Origin of the sequence: Paenibacillus sp. NPDC058071 (assembly GCF_042885235.1) — a bacterium.
Taxonomy (GTDB): Bacteria; Bacillota; Bacilli; order Paenibacillales; family Paenibacillaceae; genus Pristimantibacillus.
In genome coordinates, this window is the sequence record NZ_JBHVSK010000004.1 from 23857 (window position 1) to 39874 (window position 16018).

Here is a 16018-nt window from a genome sequence, read left to right on the forward strand (position 1 = left end):
AGCATTAAGATAAGAGGTACATGTCCGGCACCCCTACGGCCAATACGACAATGGAGGCTTACTGATGACGAGTGCGATCCGACTGGAAATTCCGCTGCAGAAAAAGATCACTTCCTATCTCAACATCGCTTATCCAATGCTCTTTATCCTGTCTGAGCCCAAGCTAGAAAATTGGTTTTATGAGCGCTTTGTGCATATTTACTCCCAGCAGTGGTACGGCTATTATCTTAGAACCGATTACGCGGATTCCAGCCGTTACTTCGGCGATTTGCTGGAACGGCATGCGCACTCTATTGAAGAGACGCGGGCAATCGTTCAGCGCCAAAGCATTATTTCCTTCCTCCGTTCGGCGATTACAGAAGGCTACGCCGTGAACGTATTTACGCTCGATAAGTACTATCTGCCGGAGACGGAAGAGTATCATCGGGAGCATCTGGTTCACGAGCTGCTCGTTACCGGCTTTGATGATCGGACGGAGAAGTTCGATCTGATCGGTTATAAGCGTAACGGACAGTTTGGTGAATTCACGACAGGCTACGCTTCTTTCGAGCAAGCATTCGAGAGAGGGCTTGCCGATGCCCCAGAGGTCCTTAAAGAGTCGCTGCAACTAATGAAAAGAAGACCGCTCAGACGGGAATACCGATTCGATCCGGGCTCGTTTGTGCGAGAGCTGGAGAAGCTCGTGTACTCACTGCCCGATCACGGGAAGCTGTACTTCTCGCTGGCCGACGAGAGCGAAGCGGCCTTCGGTTTCCAAGTGAAAGAGGGTATCCTTGAGCAAATGCGCCGAAAGGTGAACGGGGAACGCGCCGATCTGGTCAACTATACGGCATTTCATTTTATCGCCGAGCACAGCGAGCTGCTGATGGACAGACTGCTGTTCGTCCGCAATTACGTGAAGCCGGACGGAAAGCTGTCTGCGATGATGGAAAGCTATGCGACCGTCCACAACGATTACAAGAAGCTGCGTTTGCTCTTCCTGCGGCACGCGATGTCCGAAACCGGGTTTAATAGCCGGTTCAACATCAGGGATAAGCAAGCCTTCTCCAGTCTCCATCAAATGCTGGAGAGAATCGTTTCTGAGGAGAAAGCTCTGCTGATAGACATTCACGCTGGATTGAATCGAATTTGTAAGCCGTGAACATCATCGACCGTTAGGCTATCCATTATATTAACGGACCGTTGCGGGATTTCTCGAAAGCTCAGCACGCTCTGAGAGCAGGCCGTTCCGCTTCAGCCACGCCATCTCCTTCAGCAGATAGCGGAACGGTCCGTTCCCAAACCATTCCAGTGACGCATCGAGCGGCTCTTTCGCTTGGGCGAGCAGGTGAAGCACGTCCAAATACTCTACAGCGCCGCTCGCAAGAGGTACCATCGGCGAACGTTCTCCGCTGGGCGAGTAAACATTGCCGGGAGCAAAGACGTGAAGCTGTTCGGCCGTTTGAACGTTTTTCAGATGCAGATGCTTTACGTAAGGCTTCAATGTCTCCCAGGCTTCCTTTGGCGAAGTACCGGACTCCCAGAGATGAAGGAAATCCAGGTTGACTCCAAGGCCGGGATAATCGACGTCACCGATCAGGCGGACAGCCGCATCCAATCGATCTGCATAAGTATCCGGATGGGTCTCGATTAGCGTGTGAATTCCCACTTCGAAAGCTCTAGCCGCCAACCCCCTCAATCTGCCTGCTACTCGCTCCCAATCGAAGAGAGTCGCGTCCTCACTGCTCCCCTGACCCGCGAAGATTCGGATCTTACCCGCTCCGAACGTAACAGCCAGCCGGATCAACTGCTCCCACTTTCTCTCGACCTCCGCATAATCCTCCACAGCTGCGTTCAGATTAAGGTAATCGCTGACCATGGCTACGCGAATACCGCTTTCTTTCATCTCTTGAAGCAGCTCGGGAAGCTCGGCGGGCCGGCGAAGAAGCGCCAACCCGTGCACCCCCCACAGTTCAATGCCGGAGAAGCCGGCTCTGCACGCGAAGCGGAGCAACTGTCGAAATGATACGAGCTCGTGACGGAACGAGATCGTGCAAAGATGATAGTTCATTAGCCGGTTCACTCCTCTCTAATCTTTGCTGACGGAAGAGGCTGATTTTCGTATTTTTTTGAATCGCTCGGTGAGAAGAGGCTCTATCTGTATGGTTACATATACTGGGATTTGAAAGGGGGCCAGCTTATCCCGGCAATGGTTTCGAATCAGGTTCTTGATCGTCATAGGGTCCGTGCTTTCCCCATTCCGTACGTTCACAATGGCCTCAGGCACTTGCCCCAGCAGCGGGTGAGCGCGTCCGACGACTGCCGCGTCCTCGATCTGCGGCATAAGTAAAAGCACACTTTCGATCTCCGCCGGGAATACCTTCTGACCGCCCACGTTGATCAGCTCCGATTGGCGTCCAAGAATACGCACAAGCTCTCCCTTGATTTCCACTCGATCCTGCGTGTTGAACCAGCCTTCTTCGTCGAACGGGTTGGGCGCGTTCAAGTACCCCTCCATCGCCGTATCGGAACGAATATGAAGCACTCCGTCCACGATGCGAGTCTCCATGCCTTCACCGCCGATCCGCATCCAGAGCGAGTCCGAGCTCTCGCTCTTCGCCCTCATAATGCCAAGCTCAGAAAGTCCATAGGTTTGGCGGTATTGAACGTCCGGCAACAGCCGATTCAAGCTTTCCAGCGTGCTTGCCGGCATTACCTCCGTTCCGTAAGTAATGACCTTTAACGAAGACAGGTCGTATCTCGAGCGGATATCGGATAGCAGCAGCAGATGAAGGAAGCTTGGGGAAGCGGGCAGCAGCTCGGCGCGGTATCTTTCAACCACCGAGCAGACATCATCGGGTTTGCGGCTTGCGGGTACGATGACAGAGCCGCCATTGGAAAGCGTGTGGAGAAGGGTGTTCAGGCCGCCAATGTGATCGAATAGCAGAAAGGAAACGGTTCGGAAAGCAGCTCGGGGTGTGCGGTACCTCTCGAGCAGCTTGCTCAGGTCGTGAACAATTCCTTTGGGCTCGCCCGTGCTGCCGGAGGAGAATAGCACCAGACCGGGCTTGCCGGATGCCGCGATGCCGTTCAGCAGCTTATGGGAGAACTGCTGAGCGGCATCGCGCCGTTCCGCTTCCCATTCGCCGTTTCTCTTCTGCAAAATGACGCTAACCCCGGCCATCTCTTGCAATAAGGGTGCGCGGAAGGCGGAAGCCTTCGTCGCAGGGACCGCGATATTGCGATTGGCGATCAGCGCGAGCAAGGCGCCGCATACATTCAATTCGTAATCGCCTTCAAGCCAGACGGCTTCCCCTGGGCGAATCTGCCACTCTTCCAGCCTATTTCGCCAACGCTCGCAGTTGGCCGACAGCTCATCGTATCGGACAACCGCTCCATCGGCGATAAGGGCTTCCCGCTCTGCGTAGTCCTCCATCCGCTGGAAAAGCCAGTCGATGGCTGTCATACCGAACCGCTCCTTTCGGAAGGCAGGCTCTCGAGCTTGGAGAGGACATATTCCTTCAGCCATTGATAGCGATTAAGAATAGGACGTTCGAGCTCCTGCACGTTTATTTCAATATGGAACGTCTCCTCCAGATCGGCGAGAAGATTGACGATCGCTATCGAGTCTAGCCCCAGATCCTGAATCAGATCGGTTTCCTCCACAATCTCCTCTTGTGCAATCGGAACAGCGGCATGCTGCACGATGAGGTCCAGAAGCAATCTCTCCACATTCATGATTCAATCTTCTCCTTTCTGGCTTCGACAGTCTGCCCCAGATCATTCATCCAATTTAGAAAATATCGCTCCTCCTCGCACAACTCGGCCAGCATGCCGCCTAAGGCAGCGGCATCCTCCGGGGAGGCGGCGCCTAATTTTTTGACCCGCGACAGCTGATAGTTAAAGGATTGCCACCTGCGAACGATTCGGCGAACGGCATCGCCTGCTTCGCGAGTCTCCGCTTCGGTCATCACTCCAAGCCGGCAGAAGCAGTCCCAGACGTGCTGGCGAACCTTCCAAATGGAGGTGACGGTCAGGTTGTTCCGATCGCACCATCGCTTTATTGCTGCTGGCTCCCAGTCTGGCAATGCCGCCAACTCCGAGCGGCATTGCTCGAACGCCCGGCTCCCGCCGTTCCGACCGCCAAACCACTCCGCCCAGGCTTGGCGCTTATCGTCTTGGGGTACTGGCCCCGCCGCTTTAGAGGGGGCAGCGGCGGCTGGATCCGCAGCGCCCAAATCGAACAGCTTCAAATTCCTCTCGCTGCTGTAACGGAACACTTCGGCGGCGGATGGAGGACAGAAGTCCTGTTCAGGAGGCTCGAGCGTAAAATAGTTCAATTCCTGACGGCCGCTTCGCATTCCGGCCAGTTCCATCTCGTCCGGCGTCGCCTCGCCGACATGACCGACCATTGGATCGGCAATTCGGTAGCTGCCCGCCTGTTCGTCCCAGCCGCTGATGAGAATGCTATGCTGGAACCCCGCCGTCTCTAGGCCGAGCATATGTCGCGGAAAGTAGGCCAAACGGGAGGCCGAGCAGAGCAGAATGGCCGCTTGGCCTCCAGCAATAGTCTCTCGCAGCCGCTCGCTGTCTCCGCGAGTGAAGCTCATTCGAATCCCATAGTGGAACTGTAGGGAGAAATGCTTCGCGTCCTTGCTCGAGAGCAACGTTCGGAATTGATAATTGAGATTCCAATAATCGGGCATGGGAAGCAAACGCCCTTCGCCGAGCAATTGAACGTACGTAAGCACGCAAGAAGTAAAACATTCCATGGCCGCGAGCATGACGAGATGCTCGGGAGCGGCGGACGGAAGTCGGCGGTTTATCATCCAGATCATCCTTTCTGTTGACTGCCGCATGGAGAGGACTACGCGGTCGTCAGCTCTTGCTCTCTGTTCTGGTAAGACTCGCTCAGCAGCTTTTTGTATAGCTCCGAACGGACGGACAGCTCTTCATGTGTCCCGTAGTCGACGATCAGGCCTTGGTTCATGACGTAGATGACGTCTGCCGAACGGATGGTATCAAGCCGATGCGTGGAGATGAGCACGGTTCGTCCTTCCATCCGCTGCTTTAAAGACGTCAGCACCTGGTTCTCCGTGACCCGGTCTAGCGCGGAAGTTGGTTCGTCTAGAATGAGGATATCCGGCCTGCGGAGAAACATCCGGGCGAGTGCGACCCGTTGGCGCTGCCCTCCCGACAATTGAAAGCCTTGATTGTCCACTCGGGCGTGCAGTCCTTCCGGCAGGCTGTCTACATAAGCTTGCAGGCCCGCTTGGCAGGCCGCCTCGTAAACTTCCTTCTCCGTTGCGGATAACTGCCCGAGCGCAATATTTTCATACAGCGTACCTGCAAAAATAAATGTTTCCTGAAACACTGCTCCCATAGATGGAGGACTATCGCCATGATCTGGGCTGCCAATCAGCAGGGAACCAGGTTCCGCGTGTGCGAGGCCGAGGACGGCCTTGAACAAGGTCGTCTTGCCCGAACCGCTTCGACCTACGAAAGCCGCATGCTGTCCGGCGTGAATCGAGAAGTCGATTCCTTTGAGAATCTCCGTGTCTTCGTAGAAGACCTTGAGCTGGATCGCTTCCAGTAGAGGCGGTACTGCCCTCGGGGTGATCCCCGGTACCGGTTCGGACTCTGAATCTGAATCTGGCTCCGCACTTGGCGACGATTCCGGCGTCAGACCGGACCTTGATGCTGTCTGTGCCGAAGCCGACTGAGGCTGGCGGTCCGGTGACGATAGAGCGACATCTTCTTCGATAGCCAGAAATTGTTCAATCTTCTCGACCGCTACCTCACTCGACTTGATCTCGCCGTTAAGATGGTTCATGATGACGATCGGCTGCAGCAGATTGTTGAAATACTGCACCCCGGCAACTAACATGCCGATTGAAAGCGTACCGTCCATCACTCGTCCGCTGCCGAAGCCGTAAAGCAGGACGATCAGAAGGCCGATGGCCAGTGCGCTGGATTGCCCGGTTAACATCTGGAATGCGGATTGGCGCATACTGTTGGAGAGCAGATTGCGATAGAGCTTCTCGTTCCGCTGCTTCTCCCAATTTTCCAGCCCGAATACGCGAATCTCCCGGGAGCTCTGAATCGTCTCGTACATGAAGGTCATGACCTCCTCGTTATGGGAGCGGATCGTGCGCGAGTAATGCGACAGAGGCTTCTGGTACAGCCGGGGAATGAGGAAAATAAGTGGGACGATGAGAACGGCGGCGAGTCCCATCCTCCAATCCATATAGAAGATCATCGCGATCGCGACCACGATTGTCATGCTTTGAATAAGAAGCTCGACGATAACATGATTCATAAAGCTGGAGGCGACGGTCGTGTCCCATCCGAGCAAGGCGGAATATTTCCCCGGTCCGTGCCGCTCAATCTCGGGGACCTGAATTCTTCTCAAGTGGGCGAGCACACGATCCCGAAGGTCCAGCATGTGCCGAACGTCAAGGTATCGGAAAATCAAGCCCCGACCGATTCCCAGTAAAGCCGATAGAAGCGCAAAGCCAGCCGATAGCAGCAGAATCGGGACGAGCATCGACCGTTCTCCAGCGTACAAGACGTTGTCGATCAGCTTGGAGAACAACAAAGGTTGAATGAGCGAGCACGCTACCCCGAGCAGTGTGCAAAAATAGCCGAACAGGACAAGCGGCCATCTGGCATGAATGAGCGGCAGCAGCCTTCGCAGCAGCTTATAGCTTTGCATGCTCGCCCCTCCCCGCAAAATGATGAATCACCGGCTTTGCGAACGGCATCCACTGCGCTGGATCGGTCATGATGGAGTTGTTGCCAGAGACGATAGATAGAAGTGAATCCTGATAAAAGGGAAGCTCACGGAGCCGATCCAGTTCATAAAAGCTCGGCAGATCGCATAGCCTCGTCTCGGCTAGCTTGACCGCATCCGGCATCGCAACGATATCCCTGCGGGAGCGTACGGCAGCGGCGCGGATAATGTCCGGAAAATGACGGCGGTAATCGAAGGCTTGAGCGGATTCATAAGATCGACTAGCCAGGGTGCGGCGCAGCCCAGCATCTTCAAGTAGTTGCAAGCAGCGCTCGACCGTCTTCGTTTCATCAATTTGCGGTGTCCCTTCCTCCCAATCGACAGGAACGAGAAAACCGTCTTCGCCGTCGTTCACCAGCTCCTGAAACCCGTCCCAGCTCGTGCACACGATGGGCAGTCCTTTGGCTTTAGCCTCAAGCAGGTTAAAGCCAAAGGTTTCTCCGGGATCGGTAGATAGATTGATCAACAGATCGGACGAACGAAACAGTTCTTCTTTGGTCTCTCCGTCGACAGGTCCAACGAAGGCAACGGACTCTTCCAGCCGATGCCGCAGGACAATCGACTCCAGGGTCGCCCGGTAAGTCTCGATTTGTTCAGAGCTGCCGGTGTACTCTCCGGCGACGGTCAGCCGCAGGCGAGGAAGCCGTTCGCGCATGCGCGCGAAGCATTCGAGCAGCACATGGATGTTCTTGACCTCCTCCAGTCGGCCGATGGAGAGCAGATGATCGCCTCGGCGTCCCTCGAAGATCGGTCCGAAGGCCGCATCGCCTGGAAGCTTCGTGCTAAGCGGAATGCACTCCGCCGCCCCGTACCGGGGCGAGAGATGTAGAAGCGCCTGCTTGCTGGTTCTTGTAGCGGCGAGAAGCGTGTCCTTGTCGGACAAAAATGGAGCGTTGAAGATCCATTGTCTCAGCCACGACTCAGAACCGACGGAATGCGCTAAGAATACAAATCCGATATTTAGGCCGGCATAGCTGCGAGCCATCAGCAGATAAGGCAGCAAGGTCGGTAAGTTCATGTAGACGGTGTCGACCCGATACTTGAGGCACAGCCCTTCCAACCCTTCGGCAAGCGAATCCAAGGAGTGTGGGAACCGGGAAAGCCACACCTTCTCCGCCCCTCCAAACAGCTTCAATAGCGATAACGGCGGAATTCGCACCGTCTCCGTGTGTTCCTCCAAATACGAGATCCATTGCCCGTCGATGACGCGTTCGTTAATTCGGCGAGGTTGCCCGCCAATATAAGCGATTCGAATCGAATGGCCAGCAGCGTCCATTAGTTGTCCCCCTTTCTTGGTGTTTTGCGACCGGCCGCGTCCCGACAGGGCCGGTCGCGATCAGACGTGAACGCCCAGGAAAGCCTTGATTTCCTTGGCTACCGTCGCGACGGAGGCTTCGTCCATCGCAATGTGCATAGGAAGAGACAAAATTTCTCCAGCGAGGTGTTCCGCGTTCGGGAACGATCCTTTGTCGTATCCCAGATACGCGAAAGCGGGGGTGAGATGAACCGGGACCGGATATTGCACCGCGGTCAGAATACCCTTCTTCTGCAAATGCTTGCGCAGCTCATCCCGGGCTCCAGAATCCACTCTTACAACATAGAGATGGAACACGTGGCTCTCGTCGCCGCGATGCGAGGGGAGTCGAATGGCATCCGTCTGTTCCAAATGGGATTGGTAAAGGCCGGCGACCTCTCTTCGCTTGTTCGACCATTCATCCAGATAACGCAGCTTAAGCGTCAAAGCGCTGGCCTGAATCGGATCTAAACGGCTGTTGAAGCCGGGAATATCGTGTTGATAGCGGACTTCGCCCCCATGATTGCGCAGCTTGCGAAGGACAGACAGAGGGGCCTCCGACGATACGGCGATCGCCCCTCCGTCTCCGAGTGCGCCAAGATTTTTATCTGGATAGAAGCTAAAGCAGCCAAGCGCGCCGAGACTGCCCGCCGATCTGCCTCGCAGCCTTGCTCCGGCGGCCTGCGCGCTGTCTTCAATAATGACAATGCCGTGTTGCTCCGCCCAAGGAAGGAATGGCTCCAGTTCGACCATCTGTCCGTAAAGGTGGACGGGAATGATCGCTTTCGTTCGAGGGGTAACCCGTTCTTTTACGGCTTCAAGATCGATGAGAGCCGTGTTCGGGTCGCAATCGACCAGCACGGGCAAAGCTCCCGTATGATGAATCGCCTCGACGGTAGCAATAAATGTATTGGCGGCGGTTATAACCTCGTCGCCGGGGCCGATACCGAGTGCTTTGAGCGCGAGGAACAACGCATCGGTGCCGTTGCCAACGCCTACTGTGGCCGGGACGCCGAGATAGGAGGCGAAGGCTTGCTCGAACTCCGTTACTTTGACCCCGCCGACGAGCACGCCTCTCTCGCCAGACTCTTGGACAGACTTCAGCCATTCTTCTCGAATAATTGCGAACTCCGCTTGCGGGCCGCTGAACAATACCCCCATGCTTACAACCCCTTCGTCGTGATTGCCGATGCATCTCGCACGGCTTCGAGTATTTTCATTGTCTGCGCTGCTTCTGCGAGCGTAACGGCTGGCTTGGCTCCCTGAAGCAGGCAGTCTGCGAAGCTGGCATAGATCATCTCTGGACCGGGCCGCACGCCCGGTGGAATCTCCACCTTGCGGACGGTCTTTCCTTTCTCATAAATCAGCGCTTCATTATTCGGCATGACTTGCAAGGTTGCTTTATCGCCGCCGACAATCCAGAAGGGAGCAGCGGCATGGGAGCCGAAGTTCACCTCGAAGAGCATCTGGATGCCGTTGTGCAGCTGGAAGTTTGCGTTCACGAAATCCTCCACGTCCCCCTGCTGCCAACGGAGCGACGATACTCCCGCGGATACGAGGCGTTCATAGTCGCCCAACTCCAGCCGAAGCAATTGATCGACCAGATGGACCCCCCAATCGAGCAGGGCGCCGCCGCCGTATTTGGCTTCGTTCCTCCATTCCGGACGGAACGACTTGACGCCGAAAGACGCCCCCGAGCCGAACATGTGGTGACGTCTTTCGACGAATAAAATATCTCCCAGCCAGCCTTCCGCAAGCACATGCCGGACAAGCAGAAAATCCGGGTCGAAGCGGCGATTGTGGAAGACCGTGACGGACTTGCCGGTCTGAGCTTCAAGAGCAAGCAGTCGTTCAGACTCTTCCGCTGTCTGGGTAACGGGTTTCTCGATCAAGACATGCAAGCCCCGCAAGAGCGCTTCCCGGGCGATCGAGTAGTGGCTGCTGGGAGGCGTGGCGACGAGCACGGCGTCCAAAGACTGCTCGAACAGCCTTTCGAGTGAATCGAATGCGGAAAACCCGCGTTTCTCCGCTAGGCTTCGTCTCTCCGGGGTCATATCGTAAATGCCGCAGACTTCGTAGGCGGGAAGTTTCTTCAGCAGCGGAAGATGGATGAGCTCCACAATTCTTCCGAAGCCTACGATGCCGAGGCGTAATCTCCGATCCATCGTCTATACCTTGGCGTCAAGCAGCTGTTCCACGAAGGTAACTAGACTGCCCAGCGTCTCGAAGTAAGCCGGGTCGACTTCTTCGTCAGGAACGTTCACGTTGAACGTTTCCTCGAGGTAGACGATCAGTTGAAGCATCATGATCGAATCGATGTTCAGATCGTCCAGCGTCTTAGCGTCTTCCCCCGCGTCCTCGGGAATGGAGTGCTCCAGGTTTTCGACGATAATCGTCTTGAGAGCGGCCAGAATCTCTTCTCTGTTCATCTTTACTTGTTCGTTCATAATGATTCCTCCAGTTCTTGTAATTGCTTGCGGCTTATTTTGCCGGAAGGGAGCTTCGGTATTTCGTCAACGAGCCTTATCACGCTCGGCACTTTGTACTTGGGCAGCTCACGAAGACAATGCGACTTAATCTCCTTCTCATGGACTTCTCCCGAAGCCACGACAAGGGCCTGAACCGCTTCTCCCCAGAGCACGTGCCGGGCACGATGGACGACAACCTCGCTTATTCCATTCATCCGGCCGATAACGGCTTCAACTTCCGATGGCAGCACTTTAAATCCGGAAACATTAATCAGATCGTCGGCTCTTCCCTTGACGTGCAAGGACCCCTTGCTGTCGAAGAACCCGACATCGCGGGTTCGGACCGTATTCCCGTCCTGTACAGCCACGATTTCCTGCAGCGGCTCGCCCCCACTCTCGTCTTCCAGTGGCAGACAAGCCACACTCAAATGCCCGAGAGGCCGTCCGACCTCGGACGGAACGGCCGGATCTGCGCCCAGCGCGATGCAGCCCAGCTCCGAGCAGCCGTATTGCTGCCAGATTCTAGAGGACTGCGGCCGCAAGCGGCTGAGCAGTAACTCAGTCATCGGTGCGCCGGAACTGATGAACTGATCGAGCCGCAGCTCGTCCTTCGCCAGCGAGTGCAGAAGATGGAGCTGGAACGGGACCGCATAAAGGAGATGCGAAGGATTTTCCCGAAGCAGGCGAAGTGCATATTTCGGGTTCTGTTCCTGCACGATACGAGGCTCCGTTCCTCTGGCGATTGCGGACAGGGTGCCTGCGATCAATCCGAAGGAATGGGAGACTGGGACCAAAATAATCGGTTGACCGGTCCCTAGGCCGCCTATCCGATCATTGTAAGCGGCGATCTCCCGATCGATCGCTTCCCATGGCCGGCGAATCCGCTTGGGCTCGCCGGTCGTGCCGGAGCTGTACTGATACAGGCCCGGCTCGGGCGCCGTTCTGTCTCCTGTCGATAAGCTCGTGAAAGAATCGAGCTCGCCGAAAGACAAATAGTCGGCACCCGCTTGCCGGGCCGTTGTAAGCGCCGTTTCGTAGGGCGTATCTCCGGGGATCAATAGCACGCCGGAGCCTTGTTCTTTTAAATACAGGACCAATAGGAGCAAGTGAAGCGGTTGACGATGGCATAGAGCATACAGCTTGCCGAATGGTTGCCGGAGGGCCGGCTGTCCGCTGATCCGATTGATCTCGGAAGCAACCCATTCTCTGCTGAAGCTTTGCCTGTCGATAGAGAACATTTCTCGTGCAGCTCTCCTTTCGGTCCAGAATGGAATCGTCAATAGAATATCATCCTCATGGAACTTCGTGGAATATAGGTAAGTGTGTTCCAGTAAAAACGCTTACAGTATTCGTAATAATACACATCCTCAGGATGGTGTGAAAAACGGAAGCAGAGTTAGCAGAGAGAAAACTTGCCAGACGCCGAACAAGATGGAATAATTTCATTTATACCGTTTGGCTTTCAACACTCATTCAGAGCTGACGGTGCAATGAAAAGGGTAAAGCGTATCAACTGACAACGGAGGAAGAAACAACGATGGAGAGACATACGGATACAAGATGGACCCTAGGCAAGGACGAAATTGTATGGGAGGTATCGCAGGACCGCAAGCAGCCTCATGAAGATCATCTGGAGATGAGCGGCAAACAAGTTTCCATGATTGTGCGCTACGGCGTGAATGAGCAAGGAAATCTCGTATTGTCCCGCAAAGTGGTGTGGCCGGGACTGCGGACGATTCCTAATGATACGCATGGCAGTCTTATGCATGATTTTGAGCTCGATTCGATGCCGTTCCTTCGAATAAACGGCAAGCCAAACGACAGCGAGCGGCCGGTGCGCATTCAATTTGACGGTATGCTTCGAATCGCAAGCGAAGCCGAGAACGGCTTATTAATTGAAAGAACGCTGTTCCCGTCGACCGACGCGAAAGCGGCGCTGGAGAAGGTGGTAGTGACGAATAAGTCCGGTCAGGTCATTACGGTGCAGGCGGCGGACCGTTTTGAACGTGTATCCGTTAAAGGTGCCTATGGCATCTATCTGCTGAATGTGGCGCATGACGCCAATGGCGAACAGACGCTTCAGCCGGGTCAATCGATGCAATTCGGCATTTGGATAACGGCCAAAGCATTGAAAGAATCGGACAGCCTAATTGATATGGAACAAGAAGAGCGCAAACGGCAGCAGCTCATTGAGCAGAGCCGCAGCCATCTGCGACTGGAGACACCGGATCAGGTGTTGGATCGGATGTTTGCTTTTGCCAAGCTGAGAACGTCGGAAAGTATATTCCAGACCCGAAACGGACTGATGCACAGCCCGGGCGGCGGTCATTACTATGCGGCGGTATGGACGAATGATCAGGTCGAATACGCCGGACCTTTATTCCCTTATCTGGGCTATGAACCGGGTAATGAAGCGACGCTAAACGCGCTCCGGTTATACACGAACTTTATGGGTCCAGATTTTCAACCAATTCCAAGCTCTATCGTTGCCGAAGGCATCGATATTTGGGAAGGTGCGGGAGACCGAGGCGATGCAGCGATGTATGCGTACGGCGCTTCACTCTTTGCTTTGTCGTCGGGAGATACGGAAGTCGCGAACGAACTGTGGCCTGCCATTGAATGGTGCTTAGCCTACTGCGATCGTCAGAAGAACGAAGCAGGCGTTATCGCTTCCGATTCCGACGAGCTGGAGAACCGATTCCCTAGCGGCGATGCTAACTTATCGACTTCGAGCTTGGCGTATGCCGCTTACCTGTATGCAGCGGATTTAGCCGTTTCACTTGGCAAGAAGGAAGTGGCGGAATCGTACAAGGCCGCGGCTGCGGCGCTTTATGATGCCATTGAACGGTTCTTTGGCGCTACGGTGGAGGGCTTTGAGACGTATCGTTATTACGAGGGCAACGACGTGCTGCGTTCATGGATTTGCATTCCGCTGACGGTGGGCATTAACGTCCGCAAGGCCGGAACGATTCAGGCGCTGCTCTCGCCGAGACTATGGACGGAAGACGGACTGGCTACGGAAGCGGGGGATAAAACGTTCTGGGACCGCTCCACGCTTTACGGCTTGCGCGGCATGTTTGCCGCAGGAGAAACGGAGACGGCAGCTGCTTATCTGGCCTCCTACTCCGGCCGTCGACTGCTGGGCGATCATGTTCCTTATGCGGTAGAAGCTTATCCGGAAGGCAACCAGCGCCATCTATCCGCAGAAAGTGCGCTTTATTGCCGGATCGTTACGGAAGGGCTGTTCGGCATTAAACCAACCGGCTTGTCCTCGTTCAGCTGCACGCCTAGATTGCCAGAGGGATGGAGCACGATGGCGCTTCGTTCCGTACAAGCCTTTGGCCGTTCTTTTGACGTAGTTGTCAATGCGCTGCCATCCGGCATCGAGCTCGTCGTCTCCGACGAAAACGGAAGCAAACGGTATACCGGAGAGAATGGCACAGCGTTTGAAGTAAAATGGTAATCAAATAGACCGGCATTCACTACGGAATGAAGTGAGATAACCGGCAACTAAACAGGTCCCCATAGACCGGACACTTAGAAAAAGTGTTTAGGCTGTGGGGACCCTTTTTGTATATGGGTACTAGCGTCAGTCTATGCTTGGCGGGACAGCACTCATTTTTGTTGAAGACTGTTTCGCTATGCGGCGAAATTTAATGTACGATACGATTCTCCAAGGGATGATATAACCGAAAGCGACTGTCATAAACAGTGCTGCGGAGCTCTGGGGGTCTAGGCTGGAAAGCTCCTGGCGAAGAGCAAACCGAACGGCCACAACGCCGATGAAAGCAACGAAAAACCCCATGTTCTTCTTCGCATAAATTTGCTTGTCTTCTCTCACCTCATAATCGGTTGTCCAAATCAGAGGGATCGAGAACACAACACCCACCCCGAGAGCGGCGCCATATGCCCAACCCGGGACATTTACATCGGGGTTAAAAAGCAGCATCGTTCCAGGCAGCATGAAAACCATAGGAATCAGCAACCGGATTCCGTTGCCTCGTATAGGGCGGTACATACTTCTCGTTCTTCTCCACAATATCAGCGCTGCTATAGCAGCGATCATCACATATAAACTGCTTCCGGCCATTTTACAATTCACCTCTACGATTTAATAGTTCAACCTTATTTCACTCCGTGTTGCCGACCATTATCGTCATGTCCGTTAGTTGTAATTTCAGCATAGAAAATGGAGCAGGCGATGTCTATAAAATCGCAATAAGCTGTATTTACAGGCCGGTAAGTTGCAAAAAAAGAGGCTCAAACTTAAAATCAATGCTTGACGGAAAAGGAGAATAAGTGGAGGGTCAGAGGGATTCTGGAGAAACGATAGTGGTCGCTTTTAAAGCATGATTCCTACCTCAAACCTCAATCAAATAAAGGAATCAGGCTTTAATGGCGATCGGAAGAACCCTCTGGCCCGCAGCGCTTCCCTCACTTCAAGTCATGCACTGATTTCGGTTTTGAGCCAAAAAAAGACGCTAAGCCCCAAAAGCTCACCGTCCAATTTGCCGTTACATCATTCTTTCTCAATCATTCTATGGAGGATTGTTCTACCTCATTCTTCAAGGACTTCAGTTTTTCGTTAATGGCATTGGATACTTTTTTATCGTTACGCCAAGAGACCAAACGGACGAAGCCATGGATGATCGCTATTTCTACGGCTAAGGTAATGATACTTGATGTGCTGTCCACGATACCGAATGCATATCCAAGCGAAATCAATAAAGTTTCTATCACTAAAAAATGGATTACTCTTCTTATGCGCATACTCTTCTCGCTAATATTGTCGGGCGCATACAAAACAAAACTCACCAATGCAGATACGAGCGAAAATACCATGATGATATAGATGGACTTCAAATCGAAGATCAGGTCAGGGTTAAACAACTGTCCTAAAATCGTAAGGGTTATGATGACTGAAGCTAAAATAATAGAGAATTGCTGAAAGGCCTTTTTTATAAATTCTGAAATGTACACGATTCCCCGCCTCCTCCTACAAACCAAGCATTTTTTTAAGAACAGGCACATACTGCCTGGAGATGACCACGCGTTCCCCGTTATCAAGTACGGCTACAAATCTGCCGCTGATGGATGGTGAGACGGATGCTATTTTAGCTAGATTCAAAATCGTTGATTTAGACGCGCGAAAGCCTTTGCCTTTGCACATCTCCTCTAGCTCATAAAGCTTTTGTTTCACCTCGAAAACCTGGTCTTTGCAATAAACAAAAACCTTCCCGTCGATAGCCTCAAAATAATAAAAGTCGGTCAACTTAATTCTGTAAATTCGATCATTGAGATAGCCAATTAGGGTGACGGTTTCGTTTTTAATTTTGTTGGCAATTTTGTATATTTCGTTATTGGCTTCGTGGCACCTGATTCGGATTTCTTCTTCCTGATCTTTACTGATCTCTTCTATTGAAACTTTCATGGGCTCACTCTCTTTTTGTGGAAATATAGGCTGCTGGATTTTATTTTAAACGA

Annotated in this window: 15 protein-coding genes; 2 read left to right on the plus strand and 13 right to left on the minus strand. The window is 53.6% G+C overall.

The features are described 5' to 3' along the window. Positions 1-64 precede the first annotated feature (64 nt). On the plus strand, positions 65-1141 hold the full coding sequence (locus ACFVTB_RS07785; RefSeq protein WP_387747124.1) for a hypothetical protein: 1077 nt from the start codon (positions 65-67) through the stop codon (positions 1139-1141). 30 nt (positions 1142-1171) lie between these two features. Here ACFVTB_RS07785 and ACFVTB_RS07790 read toward each other — a convergent pair whose 3' ends face one another. From ACFVTB_RS07790 to ACFVTB_RS07835, 10 genes are read right to left on the minus strand one after another with little or no spacing between them, the layout of a single operon-like run. Beyond that, the gene (locus ACFVTB_RS07790; protein WP_387747127.1) at positions 1172-2050 is read right to left on the minus strand and encodes a sugar phosphate isomerase/epimerase family protein; all 879 of its coding nucleotides are present in this window, start codon (positions 2048-2050) and stop codon (positions 1172-1174) included. An 18-nt stretch (positions 2051-2068) separates the two neighbouring features. After that, positions 2069-3445, minus strand: coding sequence for an ANL family adenylate-forming protein (locus ACFVTB_RS07795; protein ID WP_387747130.1), 1377 nt, complete (start codon positions 3443-3445; stop codon positions 2069-2071). Beyond that, positions 3442-3717, minus strand: coding sequence for an acyl carrier protein (locus ACFVTB_RS07800; protein WP_387747133.1), 276 nt, complete (start codon positions 3715-3717; stop codon positions 3442-3444). Before ACFVTB_RS07800 ends, ACFVTB_RS07795 begins: the two co-directional genes overlap by 4 nt. Further along, entirely contained in the window at positions 3714-4808 is a 1095-nt protein-coding gene (locus tag ACFVTB_RS07805) for a cysteine peptidase family C39 domain-containing protein (RefSeq protein ID WP_387747136.1), read from the minus strand. Before ACFVTB_RS07805 ends, ACFVTB_RS07800 begins: the two co-directional genes overlap by 4 nt. A 38-nt stretch (positions 4809-4846) precedes the next feature. Continuing rightward, a complete protein-coding gene (locus tag ACFVTB_RS07810) occupies positions 4847-6694 on the minus strand; it encodes an ABC transporter ATP-binding protein (protein WP_387747139.1) in 1848 nt (615 codons plus the stop codon). Continuing rightward, entirely contained in the window at positions 6681-8048 is a 1368-nt protein-coding gene (locus ACFVTB_RS07815; RefSeq protein WP_387747142.1) for a glycosyltransferase, read from the minus strand. The genes ACFVTB_RS07810 and ACFVTB_RS07815 overlap by 14 nt, the downstream gene beginning before the upstream one ends. A gap of 60 nt (positions 8049-8108) precedes the next feature. Next, entirely contained in the window at positions 8109-9227 is a 1119-nt protein-coding gene (locus ACFVTB_RS07820; protein WP_387747145.1) for a DegT/DnrJ/EryC1/StrS family aminotransferase, read from the minus strand. A 2-nt stretch (positions 9228-9229) separates the two neighbouring features. Then, on the minus strand, positions 9230-10231 hold the full coding sequence (locus tag ACFVTB_RS07825; RefSeq protein WP_387747148.1) for a Gfo/Idh/MocA family protein: 1002 nt from the start codon (positions 10229-10231) through the stop codon (positions 9230-9232). Between the two features lie 3 nt (positions 10232-10234). Further along, positions 10235-10513 (minus strand): phosphopantetheine-binding protein, encoded by a 279-nt coding sequence (locus ACFVTB_RS07830; protein WP_387747151.1) that lies wholly within the window; start codon positions 10511-10513, stop codon positions 10235-10237. Then, positions 10510-11814 carry an AMP-binding protein gene (locus tag ACFVTB_RS07835; protein WP_387747154.1) on the minus strand — a complete coding sequence of 435 codons (1305 nt, stop codon included), beginning with the start codon at positions 11812-11814 and terminating at the stop codon, positions 10510-10512. Before ACFVTB_RS07835 ends, ACFVTB_RS07830 begins: the two co-directional genes overlap by 4 nt. 257 nt (positions 11815-12071) lie before the next feature. On the opposite strand from ACFVTB_RS07835, the gene ACFVTB_RS07840 reads away from it, so the two are divergent. After that, entirely contained in the window at positions 12072-13997 is a 1926-nt protein-coding gene (locus ACFVTB_RS07840; RefSeq protein WP_387747157.1) for a hypothetical protein, read from the plus strand. A gap of 126 nt (positions 13998-14123) precedes the next feature. Here the strand turns inward: ACFVTB_RS07840 and ACFVTB_RS07845 are convergent, their stop codons facing one another. From ACFVTB_RS07845 to ACFVTB_RS07855, 3 genes are all read right to left on the minus strand, one after another. Further along, positions 14124-14624, minus strand: a complete 501-nt coding sequence (locus tag ACFVTB_RS07845; protein WP_387747160.1) for a CcdC family protein — start codon at positions 14622-14624, stop codon at positions 14124-14126. Positions 14625-15067: 443 nt separating this feature from the next. Beyond that, the gene (locus tag ACFVTB_RS07850; RefSeq protein WP_387747163.1) at positions 15068-15514 is read right to left on the minus strand and encodes a DUF3021 family protein; all 447 of its coding nucleotides are present in this window, start codon (positions 15512-15514) and stop codon (positions 15068-15070) included. 16 nt (positions 15515-15530) lie between these two features. Then, positions 15531-15965 (minus strand): LytTR family DNA-binding domain-containing protein, encoded by a 435-nt coding sequence (locus ACFVTB_RS07855; RefSeq protein WP_387747166.1) that lies wholly within the window; start codon positions 15963-15965, stop codon positions 15531-15533. Positions 15966-16018: the final 53 nt, after the last annotated feature.